This is a genomic window from Methylobacterium radiodurans, assembly GCF_003173735.1.
Taxonomy (GTDB): Bacteria; Pseudomonadota; Alphaproteobacteria; order Rhizobiales; family Beijerinckiaceae; genus Methylobacterium; species Methylobacterium radiodurans.
On record NZ_CP029551.1, the window covers coordinates 186,194 to 200,314 of the forward strand.

Here is a 14,121-nt window from a genome sequence, read left to right on the forward strand (position 1 = left end):
CGCGTCCCGCGTGTTCGGGGCGGGCCGCGAAACCTCAGATCCGGGTCCCGTCGCTCTTCGGCGGACGTCCGCAGCGAAAGTGGGTCACGCGCCAGCGGCCGTGGGCGTTCTGCCACGCCGCCATCTGGGGCTGCGCGACGGACAGGCATTGCTGCGGCGTCTGCACCTCGTCACTGAAAAGGTGGACGCGGGTGACGCAGTGCGCCGGATTTTCGGCCAGGCAGGTGAGGAAGTAGAGCCCGTAGAGCAAGACAGTTCTCCCCGTTCATGACGGGGCGCCTCCTCCAACGGCCGTTTCTCGTCTGCAGTATTGCCGCCTCAAGGTTCGCTGGCAAGCCGTGTGCCAACCGGGGTGTCGCGCCCCTCCTTGCGCGTACGCCCTCCGCAGCGGGAGAGGACGCGCGCGGCGGGTCGGCAGGCTCACCTCCATCCCCGTGCGAGCCCGCACCGGCCGATGCCCGCCGCGCTTGCGGAGCGGCGCCGGCGGAGCATTATGAACATCGTTCACGACAGAGATCCGCCCGTCCGGCGACAGCGCCGAACCGGACCGGATTTGACGCCGCCGCGCGCCCTGGTCCAACCATGGCGCAGACCGGGAGACCACCATGTTCCGTGCGTTGATGACCGCGCGGCGCTTCGCGCCGCTGTTCTGGTGCCAGTTTTTCTCGGCCTTCAACGATAACTTCCTGAAGAACGCGCTCGCCTTCCTGATCCTGTTCAAGGTCAACGAGACCGCCGGCGGCAACGCGGGCGTATTGGTCACGCTGGCGAGCGCGGTGTTCATCGGCCCGTTCTTCATCCTCTCCGGTCTCGGCGGCCAACTCGCCGACCGCTACGACAAGGCGCTGATGGCCCGGCGGCTGAAATTCGCCGAGATCTTCGCCGCGGGCGCCGCGGCGCTCGGCTTCGTGCTGCACTCGGTGCCGATCCTGTTCGTGGCGCTCGGCCTGTTCGGCGTGATCGCGGCCCTGTTCGGCCCGATCAAGTACGGCATCCTGCCCGATCACCTCCGCCGCGCCGAGCTGCCCGCCGGCAACGCGCTCGTCGAGGGCGCGACCTTCCTGGCGATCCTGCTCGGCACCATGACGGCAGGGCTCGCCAGCGCCATGGGCGGCACCGGCCTCGCCTTCGCGGGCCTGATCATGATCTTCGCCGTGCTGTGCTGGCTCTCGGCCCGGATGATCCCCAGGACCGGCGAGGGCGCGCCCGACCTCGCGATCGACCGCAACGTGCTGCGCTCGACGGCCGAGCTCCTGCGCGACATCTGGGGCGACACCCGCCTGTGGCGGGGCTCCGTCATTGTGAGCTGGTTCTGGCTCGTCGGCGTCGTGGTGCTCTCCCTGCTGCCGGTGCTAGTCAAGGAGCGCTTCCACGGCACCGAGACCGTCGTCACGCTGCTGCTGGCCCTATTCTCGATCGGGATCGCGCTGGGTTCGGGGCTGGCCTCCTGGCTCGCCAGCGGGCGCATCGTGCTCCTGCCGACGCCGGTCGGCGCGGTGCTGATGGGCCTGTTCGGTCTCGACCTCGCCTGGACCGTCGCGCACCTGCCCCCGCCCTCGGGCGCTCCGCTCGACGCCCTCGGTTTCCTCGGCACGGCCGAGGGCCTGCGCGCGGCGATCGACTTCGTGGGCCTCGCGGTGGCGGGCGGGCTCTACATCGTGCCGCCCTTCGCGGCAGTGCAGGCCTGGACCGACAAGGCGAAGCGCGCCCGGGTGATCGGCGCCGTCAACGTGCTCACCGCCGCCTTCATGGTGGCGGGCACCCTGGCGCTCGCCGCGCTCCAGGGCGCTGGCGTCTCGATCGCCAGCCTGCTTGCGATCGTCGCGGTGCTCAACCTCGTGGTCGGCGCCGTCGTCTTCGCGACCCTGCCGACGAGCCCGTTCCGCGACGCGCTCTCGATCCTGTTCCGAGCCTTCTACCGGTTGGAGGTGCGGGGCCTGGAGAACGTCGAGGCCGCCGGCCCGAACGCGATCGTCGCGCTCAACCACGTCTCGTTCCTCGACGCGCCGCTCGCCCTCTCGCTCCTCGAGACCGAGCCGGTCTTCGCCATCGACCACGGCATCGCGCAGCGCTGGTGGGTGAAGCCGTTCCTGCGGGTCACGAAGGCGATGCCGCTCGATCCCACCCGGCCGCTCGCCACCCGCACGCTGATCAACGCGGTCAAGGGCGGCGAGACGCTGATCATCTTCCCCGAGGGCCGGCTCACCGTCACGGGCAGCCTGATGAAGGTCTACGACGGCGCCGGGCTCATCGCCGACAAGTCGGGTGCGATGGTCGTGCCGGTCCGCATCGAGGGGCTGGAGCGCACCGTGTTCTCGCGTCTCGCCCGCGATCAGGTGCGGCGGCGCTGGTGGCCGAAGGTCGTCGTCACGATCGAGCCGCCGGTGCGGCTGGAGGTCGATCCGGCGCTCAAGGGCAAGGCGCGCCGGCAGGCGGCGGGAGCGGCCCTCTACGGCATCATGTCGAACCTCGTCTTCCGCACCACGGATTTCGACCGCGGCGCGATGGCGGCGCTCTGCGAGGCCGGCGAGCGCCACGGCTGGCGCCGCACCGCGGTCGAGGACCCGGTCACCGGCACGCTCTCCTACGGGCGCCTCGTGATGGGCGCCAACATCCTGGCCCGCAAGCTGATGCCGCTCTGCCCGGAGGGCAAGGCGATCGGCGTGATGCTGCCGAACGCCAACGCGGCGGCCGTGACCTTCTTCGCCCTGAACTCCGCGGGCCGCGTCCCCGCCATGATCAACTTCTCGGCGGGCGCGGCCAACATCCTGGCGGCCTGCCGGGCGGCGGAGGTCGGCAAGATCCTCACCTCCCGCGCCTTCATCGAGAAGGGGCGGCTCGGCGCCGTCGTGGAGACGGTCGGGGCGACGGTCGAGATCGTCTACCTGGAGGATGTGCGGGCGACGGTCACCACCGGCGACAAGATCCGCGGCTTCTTAGGCCCCCGCGCTCCGCTCGTCGCCCGGCGCGGCGACGACCCGGCCGCGATCCTGTTCACCTCCGGCTCCGAGGGCGCGCCGAAGGGCGTCGTGCTGGCCAACCGCAACATGCTGGCTAACACCGCCCAGGTCGCGGCGCGGATCGATTTCGGCCCGCGCGACAAGGTCTTCAACGTGCTGCCCGTGTTCCACGCCTTCGGGCTGACCGCGGGGCTCGTTCTGCCGCTGGTCTCGGGGGTGCCGGTCTACCTCTACCCCTCGCCCCTGCACTACCGGATCGTGCCGGAGCTGATCTACGGCTCGAACGCGACGGTGCTGTTCGGCACCGACACCTTCCTGCGCGGCTACGCCAAGGCCGCAAATGCCTACGACCTGCGCTCGCTGCGCTACGTCGTGGCGGGTGCCGAGGCGGTGAAGGATTCGACCCGGCGGACCTGGGCGGAGAAGTTCGGCCTGCGCATCCTGGAGGGCTACGGCGTCACCGAGTGCGGGCCGGTCGTTGGGCTCAACACGCCGATGTTCAACCGCTTCGGCACGGTCGGGCGGATCCTGCCGGGCATGGACTGGAGGTTGGAGCCGGTGCCGGGCATCGAGGAGGGCGGACGGCTCTCCGTGCGCGGCCCCAACGTGATGCTGGGCTACCTGCGGAGCGAGCGGCCCGGCGTGCTGGAGGTCCCGCCGGGGGGCTGGCACGACACCGGCGACATCGTCACGGTGGATCCGCTCGGCTTCGTTACGATCAAGGGCCGGGCCAAGCGCTTCGCCAAGATCGCGGGCGAGATGGTGTCGCTCGCCTCCGTCGAGGCGCTGGCCGCCGAGCTCTGGCCCGAGCAGCCGAGCGCCGTCGCGGCGGTGCCGGACGCGCGCAAGGGCGAGCGGCTGGTGCTGTTCACGGAGGTCAAGGACGCGACGCGGGCGGCCTACCAGAGCTTCGCCAAGGGCCGCGGCGCGCCAGAGATCGCGATCCCGGCCGAGGTGGTGGTGCTGGAGCGCCTGCCCATGCTCGGCACCGGCAAGGTCGATCAGGTGGCGGTCGCGAAGCTCGCCGCCGAGCGCGCCGCGACCTCCGCGGCGGCGTGAGCGCGGGCCCCGGCGGAGCCCGCACGGCTCACTTGTCGTGGTGGCCGGCCGCGATCCGGTCGGTCAGGGCCATCAGGATGCCTGAGACGACGAAGACCATGTGGATGCCCACCAGCCAGTACAGCTCCCGGTCCGAGTAGGCCTTCACGTCCATGAAGGATTTCAGAAGCTGGATCGCCGAGATCGCGACGATCGACGACATCAGCTTCAGCTTCAGGCCGGTGAAGTCGATCGTCCCCATCCATTCGGGCCAGTCCTTATGGTCCGTGTGGTCGAACTTGGAGACAAAGTTCTCGTAGCCCGAGAACATCACGATGATCAGAAGGGACGCGGTGAACGAGAGGTCGACCAGCGTCAGCACGCCGAGGATGGTCTGGGACTCGTTCGACTCCCAGGCGTGCAGGATGAAATGGCCGAGCTCCTGCAGGAGCTTGACCAAGAGGACGACGAGCCCGATCGCCAGCGCCGCGTAGAAGGGCGCGAGCAGCCAGCGACAGGCGAACAGCGCCCGCTCGAACGTGCGTTCCAACAACTCGGTTATCTCCGGCCCGCGTGAACGGGCCGGATGTCGCACGGGGCGGCGACAGCGGCAAGACGAAGCTCGGCCGCCGGGATCGTCAGGCGGCGACGCCCGTCCCGACCGGACAGCTCACGCCGGTCCCGCCCAGTCCGCAATAGCCGCCCGGATTCTTGGCGAGGTACTGCTGGTGGTAGGCCTCCGCGAAGTAGAACTCCTCGAGCGGCCGGATCTCGGTGGTGACATCCGGGAAGCCCTGCGCCTTCAGGGCGCCCGCATAGGCCTGGCGCACCGCCCGCGCCGTCTCCTCCTGGTCCGGGCCGCTCGTGTAGATGCCGGAGCGGTACTGGGTGCCGACATCGTTGCCCTGGCGCATGCCCTGCGTCGGGTCGTGGCTCTCGAAGAAGGTCTTCAGCACGGCTTCGAGCGGCAGCACGGCGGGATCGAAGGCCACGAGCACCACCTCGTTGTGGCCGGTGAGCCCGGTGCAGACCTCCTCGTAGGTCGGGTTCGGCGTGTGGCCGCCCGCGTAGCCCACGGCGGTGACGAACACGCCCTCGGGCAGCTGCCAGAACCGGCGCTCGGCGCCCCAGAAGCAGCCGAGGCCGAGGACGATCGTCTCGGTGCCTTCCGGATAGGGCCCCTTGAGCGGGTTGCCGTTGACGAAGTGCCGCTCGGCAGTCGGCAGCGGAGTCTCGCGCCCCGGCAGGGCTTCGGCCGCCGTCGGCATCTCGGGCCGCTTGCGGAACAGAAACATGGGGATCTCCGATAGTCTCTCGGGTTCGATGCCTGATATGGGTAATCGAGGATCGCGTGGGTAGCGCGCGACCTTGATGCAGGGTGCCGCGGTGGCGCGCGGCGGGCAGCCGGGGGTGAGGATGAGCGTGGAGGCAGCCGGTCCCGGGCGTCTGCTCGATCGCCTGCAGGGCGAGTCGCACCGCGGCGACCCCTTCGCGGCGGCGATCCGCGCCACGCGGATGCCGATGATCGTCACGGACCCGCACCAGTTCGACAACCCGATCGTGTTCGCCAACAATGCCTTCCTGGCGCTGACGGGCTACGAGCGGTTCGAGGTGATGGGGCGCAACTGCCGCTTCCTCCAGGGTCCGGAGACCAACCCAGGGGCGGTGGCCCGGATCCGCGAGGCGGTCCGGAACGAGACGGCGCTCACGATCGACCTGCTGAACTACCGCCGGGACGGGACCACCTTCCGCAACGCCCTCTATCTGGGCCCGGTCCACGACGATGCGGGCGCGCTGCGCTACTTCTTCGCCTCCCAGCTCGACGTGAGTGAGCGCTACCGGCTGCTCGCCGAGATCGCGGATCTCAAGGGCCGCCTCGCCGAGGCGGAGGCCCGTCTCACGGCCGGGTGAGGAACCCGATCGGCTCGCGTGGCGGCTGCCCGAGCCAGAGCAGCACCGCGCCGAGCACGAGGCCGATCAGCGAGGCGGGCGCCAGCGTCAGCGGCAGCACGGCCAGATCCCAGAGCCAGGGCGCCACGCCCTGGACGCTCGCCTGGAGGCCCGCGGCCTTGTCCTTGAACAGGGTGAGGAACACGTCCGAGAGCGAGGTCACCCGCAGGCCGTTGTTGGCGATCGAGCGCGCCCCGTCGTAGACCAGCGCCACGAAGCCGCCGGCCAGGCACAGAAAGCCGAGGAAGCGGCTGAGGAAACGGAGCATCGCGCGGGGTCCTGACGATCCGGGGCCTGCCCGGACCTCGGCCCGGACGCGGTGGCGTACGGCCACGCCGGGGCCAGCGCAAGACGGGCGATGCCACCCCGCGTTGCGGCGACGGGCCGCCCGTGCGAGAGGGGCGCGCGCTTTTCCCACAGGACGATGCGGTGAACCCTCAGGCGGACGAGGCCGGCGCGCGGCGCCCGGACCTGGTGATCTTCGACTGCGACGGCGTGCTCGTCGACAGCGAGCCGATCAGCCTCGCCTGTCTCACGGCCGGGCTCAACCGGATCGGCGTGGACATCGACGTCGAGACCGTGCGGGCGCGGTTTGCCGGCACCGCGATGACCTCGATCATGCAGCACGTCGCCCGCGACTACGGCGTCACGGCCCCGGAGGGCTTCGTGGAGGCGGTGAAGGCCGAGACCCTTCGGGCCTTCGACGCGGAGCTGCGGGCCATGGCGGGCGCCGCTGAGGCGATCGCAGTGCTCGATCGGCCGAGCTGCGTGGCGTCGAGCAGCGATCCCGTCCGGCTGCGGCACTCGCTCGGCCTGACCGGGCTGCTGCCGCTCTTCGAGGGCCGGATCTTCTCCTCGGTCGAGGTGACCCGCGGCAAGCCTTTCCCGGACCTGTTCCTGCACGCCGCCGCCCGGATGGGCTTCCCCCCGGAAGCCTGCCTCGTGATCGAGGACAGCGTCCCGGGCGTCACCGCGGCGCGGGCGGCCGGGATGCGGGTGGTCGGCTTCACGGGCGGCGGGCACTGGGGCCACGACCCGCTCGGCGCCGACCTCACGGCCGCGGGCGCGGAGCGGGTGGTGTCCGATTATCCGGCGCTGGCCCGGATCATCGCGGGCGCCGGCCCAGTATAGTCGGTATCGGCGCGGCTCGACCGAGCCGCGCCGATCACGACCGGGAGTTCCGGACGCATCACTCGATCCGGCGCGCCGGGCAGAAACCCGGCGCGAAGCTCGGCCATAACCCGATTTCCTCCCAGGCTAGGCCGGAATTTCAAAAGACCATTCCGTTGACGCGGAACGGTAACACGCACATCTTACAGGTGTCCGAGGTTGGACTTGCAGCTTCGGGCCGCGGTGATTTGAAGAGCGTAGCTTGCGCCGCGATAACAAACGCTAAAGCACCACGTGGTCGTTGGCTTTAACCAAGGCTTCGTGGTCCTTCTTCAGGAGGACATCGCGTGACCTTATCGTATGTTGATATTCTCCGCTCCCGGTGCAGCCTTCTGGGCCGATCCGGTGCTCGCTGTCGGCGCTGAGCCGCCCGCCCGCGCGGGTTCCGCCCCTCTCAAGCCCCCGACACCGCAGACAGTCCGGCCCCTGGCCGGCTCGCAGGAGCATTCTGCCAGATGACCCATCCCTTCGTCGCCGACCCGTTCGCGGAGGCGCGCGCGGACGTGCGCGTGCAGAGCGCGGCGGCCCCGACCCGCATCATCGAGGTGGGCGAGACCGCCGTCGGCATCGCCGTCCCCGAGGAGCACGGCGTGCGCTTCTTCTCCTCGGCCCGCGCCTTCGACAGCCTCGACGGCACCCTGTTCCGCAATGCCGAACAGGCGGCGCGCGCCGCGCGGGAGCGCTCGCGCGCGCTCGGCCGCCGCCGCACAGCCGCCTGAGCGGGACCCCTCAGCTCGCCCAGACCTCTGCGTAGAGCGCCTCGATCTCGGCCGCGCTCGGCTCGACCGGGTTGTTGGCGGGCGAGCCGGAGGCCAGCGCCTGGCGCGCCATCAGCGGCGTCAACTCGCGCCAGCGGCCCTGGTCGAGGCCGTAGGCTGCCGGGCTCGGGACCTCCAGCTCGGCGTTGAGCGCCCGCAGCTCCGCGATCAGGCGCTCGACGGCGAGCCCGTCGCCCTCCCCTTCCGCCGCCACACCCATGGCGCGGGCGCAGGCCCCGTAGCGGGCGAGCGCGGCCGGTGCCGAGAAGGCGGTGACGGCCGGAAGCAGCATCGCGTTCGAGAGCCCGTGCGCGACGTGGAAATGCGCGCCGATCGGCCGGCTCATCCCGTGCACCAGCGCGACCGAGCTGTTCGAGAAGGCGATGCCGGCCTGCGTCGCGCCGACCATCATCGCCTCGCGCGCCGGCCGGTCGCCGGGATCGGCCCAGACCCGGCGCAGGTTCGGCGCGATCGCCCGCATGGCCGCCAGCGCCATGCCGTCCGAGAACGGGTTGGCGCGCTTCGAGACGTAGGCCTCGATCGCGTGGGTGAGCGCGTCGATGCCTGTGTCCGCCGTGAGCCGGCGGGGCTTCGTCAGCGTCAGCTCGTAATCGACGAGCGCCGCCACCGGCAGGTAGGCGAGCCCGATGCACAGCATCTTCTCGTCGGTCTCCGCGTCCGTCACGATGGTGAAGCGCGTCGCCTCCGAGCCGGTACCGGCGGTGGTCGGGATCGCGATGATCGGCAGTCCCGGCGCGTCCTGGAGGTGGGGAGCCTTGTAGGCGCGCATGGCGCCGCCGAACCGGGCCAGCACCGCCACGGCCTTGGCCGTGTCCATCGGGCTGCCGCCGCCGAAGCCCACCACGCAGTCGTGGTCACCGGCTTGGAGCGCGGCGAGCGCCGCATCGACCGAGGCGACGGTCGGGTCCGGCACCGTGTCGCTGAACACGGCGGCCTCGAGCCCCGCGCCCCGCAGGCCCGCGACCAGCGCCTCGACCCGCCCGCTGCGGGCGAGATAGGGGTCGGTGACGATGAAGGGGCGGCTCAGGCCGAGCTGCGCCAGCACCTCCGGCAGCAGCGCCGAGGCCCCGGCGCCGATCCGCATCAGGCGCGGCAGAGCGATCGCGTGGGCCATGGTTCCTCCAGGGTGCGCCGCCCGTGTCCGGCGGCCTCTTCGTTGATCGGCGGCGACGCTAGACCGCGCCCGCGCCGGAGAACAGCCCCTGGGCCGCCTCGACCTCGCGGGCGATGAAGGCCGCGACCGCGCGGATGTGGGGCGCCTTCCGGTTGTCCTCATGGATGTGCATGTGGAAGGCGCGGGAGAGGGCGAGCGCGTCCGGCAGTACCGGCACCAGACCCGGATAGGTCGCGGCGATGAAGGCCGGCAGGATGCAGAGCCCCGCGCCCGCGAGCGTCGCGTGGACCTGGGCCAGCAGGTTGGTGCTGCGGATCTGCGCCACCGTCTCCGGGCCGACCACGCTGAGGTAATTCAGTTCGCGCGCGAACAGCATGTCCTCGATGTAGCCGACGAAGGGGTGGCGCCCGAGATCGGCGACCGCCCGGATCGGCTCGGCCGCCGCGAGGTAGCTCGGCGCGGCGTAGACGCAGAGGCGGTAATCGGTGAGGCGCCGCGTCACCACCCGGGCCTGCTGCGGGCTTGACAGGCTGATCACGATGTCGGCCTCGCGCTTCGAGAGGCTGAAGATCCGGGCGGTGGCCAGGATCTCGATCTCCAGGTCCGGGTGCTGGCGGGTCAGCCGGTGGGCGCGAGGCGCCAGGAACACGCTGCCGAACCCGTCCGGCGCGCCGACCCGCACCGTGCCCGAGACCGTACGTCCCGCCTTCGGCGCGGCGCTGGCCGACAGGAAGGCGCTCTCCATCGCCTCGGCCGTCGCGAGAAGCCCTTCGCCCACCTCGGTCAGCGCGTAGCCGAGATTGCTCCGGTGGAACAGCGAGCGGTCGAGCCCCTCCTCAAGGGCCTGGATGCGGCGGGCGACGGTTGTGTGCTCGGTCCCCGTCAGCTGCGCGGCGGCCGTCAGCGTGCCGGTGCGCGCCACCGCCAGGAAGAAGCGCAGGTCGTCCCAGTTGGCCCCCGCCCGCTTCCGCACGACCGCCTCTCCCCTACCGCGCCTCTTCCCTTACATTGTGCGAGAATGCACAACGGCTGCGAGCGCGTCCAACTTTATCGCCCAAGGCGGGCTGGTAGGCTGCGCGCCAACAAACGAGGAAACGACCACGGGAGGAGCGCGCATGCGCACCATCGGGCATTACATCGACGGCCGGATCGTCCAGGGCGAGAGCGGGCGCTTCGCCGACGTGTTCCACCCCTCGACCGGCGAGGTCCAGGCCAAGGTCGCGCTGGCGAGCCGGGCCGAGATGCGCCGCGCCGTCCAGAGCGCGGCCGCCGCGCAAGGCGCCTGGGCCGCCCAGAACCCGCAGAAGCGCGCCCGCGTGATGATGCGCTTCCTCGAACTGATCCGCGGCTACAACCAGGAACTCGCCGAGCTCTTGGCCTCCGAGCACGGCAAGACGGTGCCGGACGCCAAGGGCGACATCCAGCGCGGCGTCGAGGTGGTGGAGTTCGCCTGCGGCATCCCGCACCTGCTCAAGGGCGAGTACACCGAGAGCGCCGGCACCGGCATCGACGTCTACTCCCTGCGCCAGCCCCTCGGCGTGGTGGCGGGCATCACGCCCTTCAACTTCCCGGCGATGATCCCGCTCTGGAAATGCGCCCCGGCCATCGCCTGCGGCAACAGCTTCATCCTGAAGCCCTCCGAGCGCGACCCGAGCGTGCCGCTGCGCATCGCCGAGATCTTCTCCGAGGCCGGCCTGCCGCCGGGCGTGCTCAACGTGGTCAACGGCGACAAGGAGGCGGTCGACGCGATCCTCGACGACGAGGACATCCGGGCGGTGGGCTTCGTCGGCTCCTCGTCGATCGCCGAGTACATCTACGTGCGCGCCGCGCAGACCGGCAAGCGCGCCCAGTGCTTCGGCGGCGCCAAGAACCACATGATCGTCATGCCGGACGCCAACCTCGACCAAGCGGTCGATGCGCTGATCGGCGCCGGCTACGGCTCGGCCGGCGAGCGCTGCATGGCGATCTCGGTGGCGGTGCCGGTGGGCGAGCGGACCGCCGACGCGCTGATGGAGCGGCTGATCCCCCGCGTCGAGAGCCTGAAGATCGGCCCGTCGCACGACGAGAGCGCCGATTACGGCCCGCTCGTCACGCGCGACGCCGTCGAGAAGGTGAAGGGCTACATCGAGACCGGCGTGCGCGAGGGCGCGAAGCTCGCCGTCGATGGCCGCGGCTTCAAGCTCCAGGGTTACGAGAACGGCTTCTATCTCGGCGGCTCGCTGTTCGACCGTGTCACCCCCGACATGACGATCTACAAGGAGGAGATCTTCGGGCCGGTGCTCTCGGTCGTCCGCGCGCAGAGCTACGAGGAGGCGCTGGCGCTGCCCTCGACGCACCAGTACGGCAACGGCGTCGCAATCTTCACCCAGGACGGCGACGCGGCGCGCGACTTCACCGCCCGGGTCAATGTCGGCATGGTCGGCGTCAACGTGCCGATCCCGGTTCCGATCGCCTACCACACCTTCGGCGGCTGGAAGCGTTCGGGCTTCGGCGACCTCAACCAGCACGGCCCGGACTCGGTCCGCTTCTACACCAAGACCAAGACCGTGACACAGCGCTGGCCCTCCGGCATCAAGAGCGGCGCCGAGTTCTCGATCCCGACGATGCGCTGACCGACATCACCCTCCCCCCTCTACGGGGGAGGGTGCCGAGCGAAGCGAGACGGTCGGGACGAAGTACCGCAGAGAGGGGACGGCGCTTCAGGTATAGGCGCGGCCTTCATGAAGGGCGCAGCCCGATCCGGCACCGCTCACCCCTCTCCCGACCCGGCCTGACGGCCGGCCACCCTCCCCCGCAGAGGGGGAGGGAGCGTTGCGGACGATGGAATGAGGGCCTTCCCCGATGACGTTCGGCCTCACCGAAGACCAAGTCGCGATCCGCGAGATGGCCGCCGGCTTCGCGGCCGAGCACATCGCCCCGCACGCCCTCGACTGGGACGAGCGCAAGCATTTCCCCGTCGAGACCCTGCGGGCGGCGGCGGCGCTGGGCATGGCGGCGATCACCGTGCGGGAGGATGTCGGCGGCTCCGGCCTGACCCGCACCGACGCCGCCATCATCTTCGAGGCGCTCGGCGCGGCCTGCCCCACGGTGGCGGCCTTCCTGTCGATCCACAATCTCACGGCCGTCATCGTCGACCGCTTCGGCAGCGCGGCGCAGCGGGAGGCTTGGCTGCCCGGCCTCGCCACGATGGAGCGGATCGCGAGCTACTGCCTGACCGAGCCGGGCTCGGGGTCGGACGCAGCGGCGCTCCGCACCCGCGCCGAGCGGGACGGCGACCACTACGTCATCACCGGCGAGAAGCAGTTCATCTCGGGTGCCGGGGCGAGCGACCTCTACCTCGTCATGGCCCGTACCGGAGGGCCGGGCCCGAACGGTGTCTCGGCGATCCTCGTGGAGAAGGATGCGCCCGGCCTCTCCTTCGGGGCGAACGAGCGCAAGATGGGCTGGAACGCCCAGCCGACCCGGGCGGTGCGCCTCGATGGCGTGCGGGTGCCCGTGGCGAACCGCGTCGGCGACGAGGGCCAGGGCTTCAAGATCGCGCTCGCGGGCCTCGACGGTGGCAGGCTCAACATCGCAGCCTGCGCGCTCGGCGGGGCGCAGGGCGCCCTCGACCGGACGCTTGCCTACATGGCGGACCGGCGCGCCTTCGGCACCCGGCTCGCCGACATGCAGGCCCTGCAGTTCCGCGTCGCCGACATGGCGACCGACCTGGAGGTCTCGCGCGCCTTCCTGCGCCACGCGGCCGCCGCGCTCGATGCGGGCGCCCCGGAGGCGACCTCGCTCTGTGCCATGGCCAAGCGCCACGTCACCGACGCCGCCTTCCGGGTCGCCAACGAGGCGCTGCAGCTCCACGGCGGCTACGGCTACCTCGCCGAGTACGGCATCGAGAAGATCGTCCGCGACCTGCGCGTGCACCAGATCCTGGAGGGCACCAACGAAATCATGCGGATGATCATCGCCCGCCAGCTCGTCGGGAGCCGCTGATGGGCGACGTTCTCATCGAGAGCACGGGCCGCCTCGGCCGCATCCGCCTGAACCGCCCGCGGGCGCTGAACGCCCTCACGCACGGCATGGTCGGCGAGATCGACGCGGCGCTCGACCGCTTCGCCGTCGATCCCGGCATCGCCGCGGTGCTGCTCACCGGCGAGGGCGAGCGCGGCCTCTGCGCGGGCGGCGACATCCGCTCGCTCTACGAGGGCGACCTCGCCTTCGCGGACGGTTTCTGGCGGGACGAGTACCGACTCGATTCGCGGATAGCGGCGTACGAAAAACCATTCGTCGCCGTGATGGACGGCCTGACCATGGGCGGCGGCGTCGGGCTCTCGGGCCACGCCCGCCACCGCATCGTCACCGAGCGCTCCCGCGTCGCGATGCCCGAGACAGGCATCGGCTACCTGCCGGATGTCGGCGCCACCTGGCTCCTGCCCCGCGCGCCCGGCGAGACCGGGACCTATCTGGGCCTCACCGGCGCGCCGATGGACGCGGCCGACGCGATCGATGCGGGCTTCGCCGACGCGATGGTGCCCGTGGACGCACTGCCCCGCCTCGTCGCCGCGCTCGCGGAATTGCCCGAGGAGGCGGACGCGGAGGATGTCGCGGTGGCGATCCGGGCGCTCGCGCGGGATCCGGGGCCCGGCACGCTCCGCGCGCACCGCGCGGTGATCGACCGCTGCTTCGCCTTCGACATGATGGACGAGATCCTCGCCGCCCTCGAGGCGGACGGCTCGGACTTCGCGATGGAGACGTGCGCGACGCTTCTCGAGAAATCGCCCGCGAGCCTCGTCCTCACCCTCTGCCTGCTGCGCCGCGGCCGCACGGCGCGGTCGCTGGAGGATTGCCTGGAGCGCGAGTTCCACGCCTCGCTGGCCGTGCTGGCGGAGGGCGATTTCCGCGAGGGCGTGCGCGCCGCCGTGATCGACAAGGACCGGAACCCGCGCTGGAACCCGGCGACGCTGGAGGCGGTCGATCCGGCCAAGATCGCCGGGTGGTTGGAGCCGCGGGCGGCACCGGTATTCCCGTAAGGCGCGCGATTCCCTCTCCCCTCTGCGGAGGCGGGAAGCGGCGCAGGTTCGAAGGGCGGGACCTAGCCTGCCGACAAGAGGGGAGGAGC

13 protein-coding genes are annotated in these 14,121 nt (G+C 71.1%); 7 read left to right on the forward strand and 6 right to left on the reverse strand.

The window, feature by feature from the left end:
* Positions 1-34: 34 nt before the first annotated feature.
* Positions 35-250, reverse strand: a complete 216-nt coding sequence (locus DK427_RS00770; protein WP_109949600.1) for a hypothetical protein — start codon at positions 248-250, stop codon at positions 35-37.
* Between the two features lie 355 nt (positions 251-605).
* Between DK427_RS00770 and DK427_RS00775 the strand changes: the two genes are divergently transcribed.
* Positions 606-4,019 (forward strand): acyl-[ACP]--phospholipid O-acyltransferase, encoded by a 3,414-nt coding sequence (locus tag DK427_RS00775; protein ID WP_109949601.1) that lies wholly within the window; start codon positions 606-608, stop codon positions 4,017-4,019.
* A gap of 28 nt (positions 4,020-4,047) precedes the next feature.
* Here DK427_RS00775 and DK427_RS00780 read toward each other — a convergent pair whose 3' ends face one another.
* Complete coding sequence (locus DK427_RS00780) at positions 4,048-4,551, reverse strand: TIGR00645 family protein (protein WP_109949602.1); 504 nt, start codon at positions 4,549-4,551, stop codon at positions 4,048-4,050.
* A gap of 85 nt (positions 4,552-4,636) precedes the next feature.
* Complete coding sequence (gene msrA / locus DK427_RS00785) at positions 4,637-5,293, reverse strand: peptide-methionine (S)-S-oxide reductase MsrA (protein ID WP_109949603.1); 657 nt, start codon at positions 5,291-5,293, stop codon at positions 4,637-4,639.
* A 121-nt stretch (positions 5,294-5,414) separates the two neighbouring features.
* Between msrA and DK427_RS00790 the strand changes: the two genes are divergently transcribed.
* Entirely contained in the window at positions 5,415-5,909 is a 495-nt protein-coding gene (locus tag DK427_RS00790) for a PAS domain-containing protein (RefSeq protein WP_109953906.1), read from the forward strand.
* Here the strand turns inward: DK427_RS00790 and DK427_RS00795 are convergent.
* Positions 5,896-6,216 (reverse strand): PetM family of cytochrome b6f complex subunit 7, encoded by a 321-nt coding sequence (locus tag DK427_RS00795; protein ID WP_109949604.1) that lies wholly within the window; start codon positions 6,214-6,216, stop codon positions 5,896-5,898. The genes DK427_RS00790 and DK427_RS00795 overlap by 14 nt on opposite strands.
* Positions 6,217-6,377: 161 nt before the next feature.
* Here DK427_RS00795 and DK427_RS00800 point away from each other — a divergent pair, with 161 nt between their 5' ends.
* On the forward strand, positions 6,378-7,079 hold the full coding sequence (locus DK427_RS00800; RefSeq protein WP_245930738.1) for an HAD family hydrolase: 702 nt from the start codon (positions 6,378-6,380) through the stop codon (positions 7,077-7,079).
* 494 nt (positions 7,080-7,573) lie between these two features.
* The gene (locus DK427_RS00805) at positions 7,574-7,837 is read left to right on the forward strand and encodes a hypothetical protein (RefSeq protein WP_245930739.1); all 264 of its coding nucleotides are present in this window, start codon (positions 7,574-7,576) and stop codon (positions 7,835-7,837) included.
* Between the two features lie 10 nt (positions 7,838-7,847).
* On the opposite strand, the gene DK427_RS00810 is transcribed toward DK427_RS00805, so the two are convergent.
* Entirely contained in the window at positions 7,848-9,011 is a 1,164-nt protein-coding gene (locus DK427_RS00810; protein ID WP_109949605.1) for an iron-containing alcohol dehydrogenase, read from the reverse strand.
* 58 nt (positions 9,012-9,069) lie between these two features.
* The gene (locus DK427_RS00815; protein WP_109949606.1) at positions 9,070-9,984 is read right to left on the reverse strand and encodes a LysR family transcriptional regulator; all 915 of its coding nucleotides are present in this window, start codon (positions 9,982-9,984) and stop codon (positions 9,070-9,072) included.
* Between the two features lie 142 nt (positions 9,985-10,126).
* Between DK427_RS00815 and DK427_RS00820 the strand changes: the two genes are divergently transcribed.
* The 3 genes from DK427_RS00820 (at position 10,127) to DK427_RS00830 (ending at position 14,032) form a co-directional block, all read left to right on the forward strand.
* Positions 10,127-11,623 (forward strand): CoA-acylating methylmalonate-semialdehyde dehydrogenase, encoded by a 1,497-nt coding sequence (locus DK427_RS00820; RefSeq protein WP_109949607.1) that lies wholly within the window; start codon positions 10,127-10,129, stop codon positions 11,621-11,623.
* A 229-nt stretch (positions 11,624-11,852) separates the two neighbouring features.
* Entirely contained in the window at positions 11,853-12,995 is a 1,143-nt protein-coding gene (locus DK427_RS00825; RefSeq protein ID WP_109949608.1) for an acyl-CoA dehydrogenase family protein, read from the forward strand.
* Entirely contained in the window at positions 12,995-14,032 is a 1,038-nt protein-coding gene (locus tag DK427_RS00830; RefSeq protein ID WP_109949609.1) for an enoyl-CoA hydratase/isomerase family protein, read from the forward strand. Before DK427_RS00825 ends, DK427_RS00830 begins: the two co-directional genes overlap by 1 nt.
* Positions 14,033-14,121 lie beyond the last annotated feature (89 nt).

Coding starts and splice junctions, on each gene's coding strand:
- DK427_RS00790 (WP_109953906.1), top strand. CDS start 5,415: ATGAGCGTGGAGGCAGCCGGTCCCGGGCGTCTGCTCGATCGCCTGCAG.
- DK427_RS00810 (WP_109949605.1), bottom strand. CDS start 9,011: ATGGCCCACGCGATCGCTCTGCCGCGCCTGATGCGGATCGGCGCCGGG.
- msrA (WP_109949603.1), bottom strand. CDS start 5,293: ATGTTTCTGTTCCGCAAGCGGCCCGAGATGCCGACGGCGGCCGAAGCC.
- DK427_RS00805 (WP_245930739.1), top strand. CDS start 7,574: ATGACCCATCCCTTCGTCGCCGACCCGTTCGCGGAGGCGCGCGCGGAC.
- DK427_RS00830 (WP_109949609.1), top strand. CDS start 12,995: ATGGGCGACGTTCTCATCGAGAGCACGGGCCGCCTCGGCCGCATCCGC.
- DK427_RS00775 (WP_109949601.1), top strand. CDS start 606: ATGTTCCGTGCGTTGATGACCGCGCGGCGCTTCGCGCCGCTGTTCTGG.
- DK427_RS00820 (WP_109949607.1), top strand. CDS start 10,127: ATGCGCACCATCGGGCATTACATCGACGGCCGGATCGTCCAGGGCGAG.
- DK427_RS00795 (WP_109949604.1), bottom strand. CDS start 6,216: ATGCTCCGTTTCCTCAGCCGCTTCCTCGGCTTTCTGTGCCTGGCCGGC.
- DK427_RS00825 (WP_109949608.1), top strand. CDS start 11,853: ATGACGTTCGGCCTCACCGAAGACCAAGTCGCGATCCGCGAGATGGCC.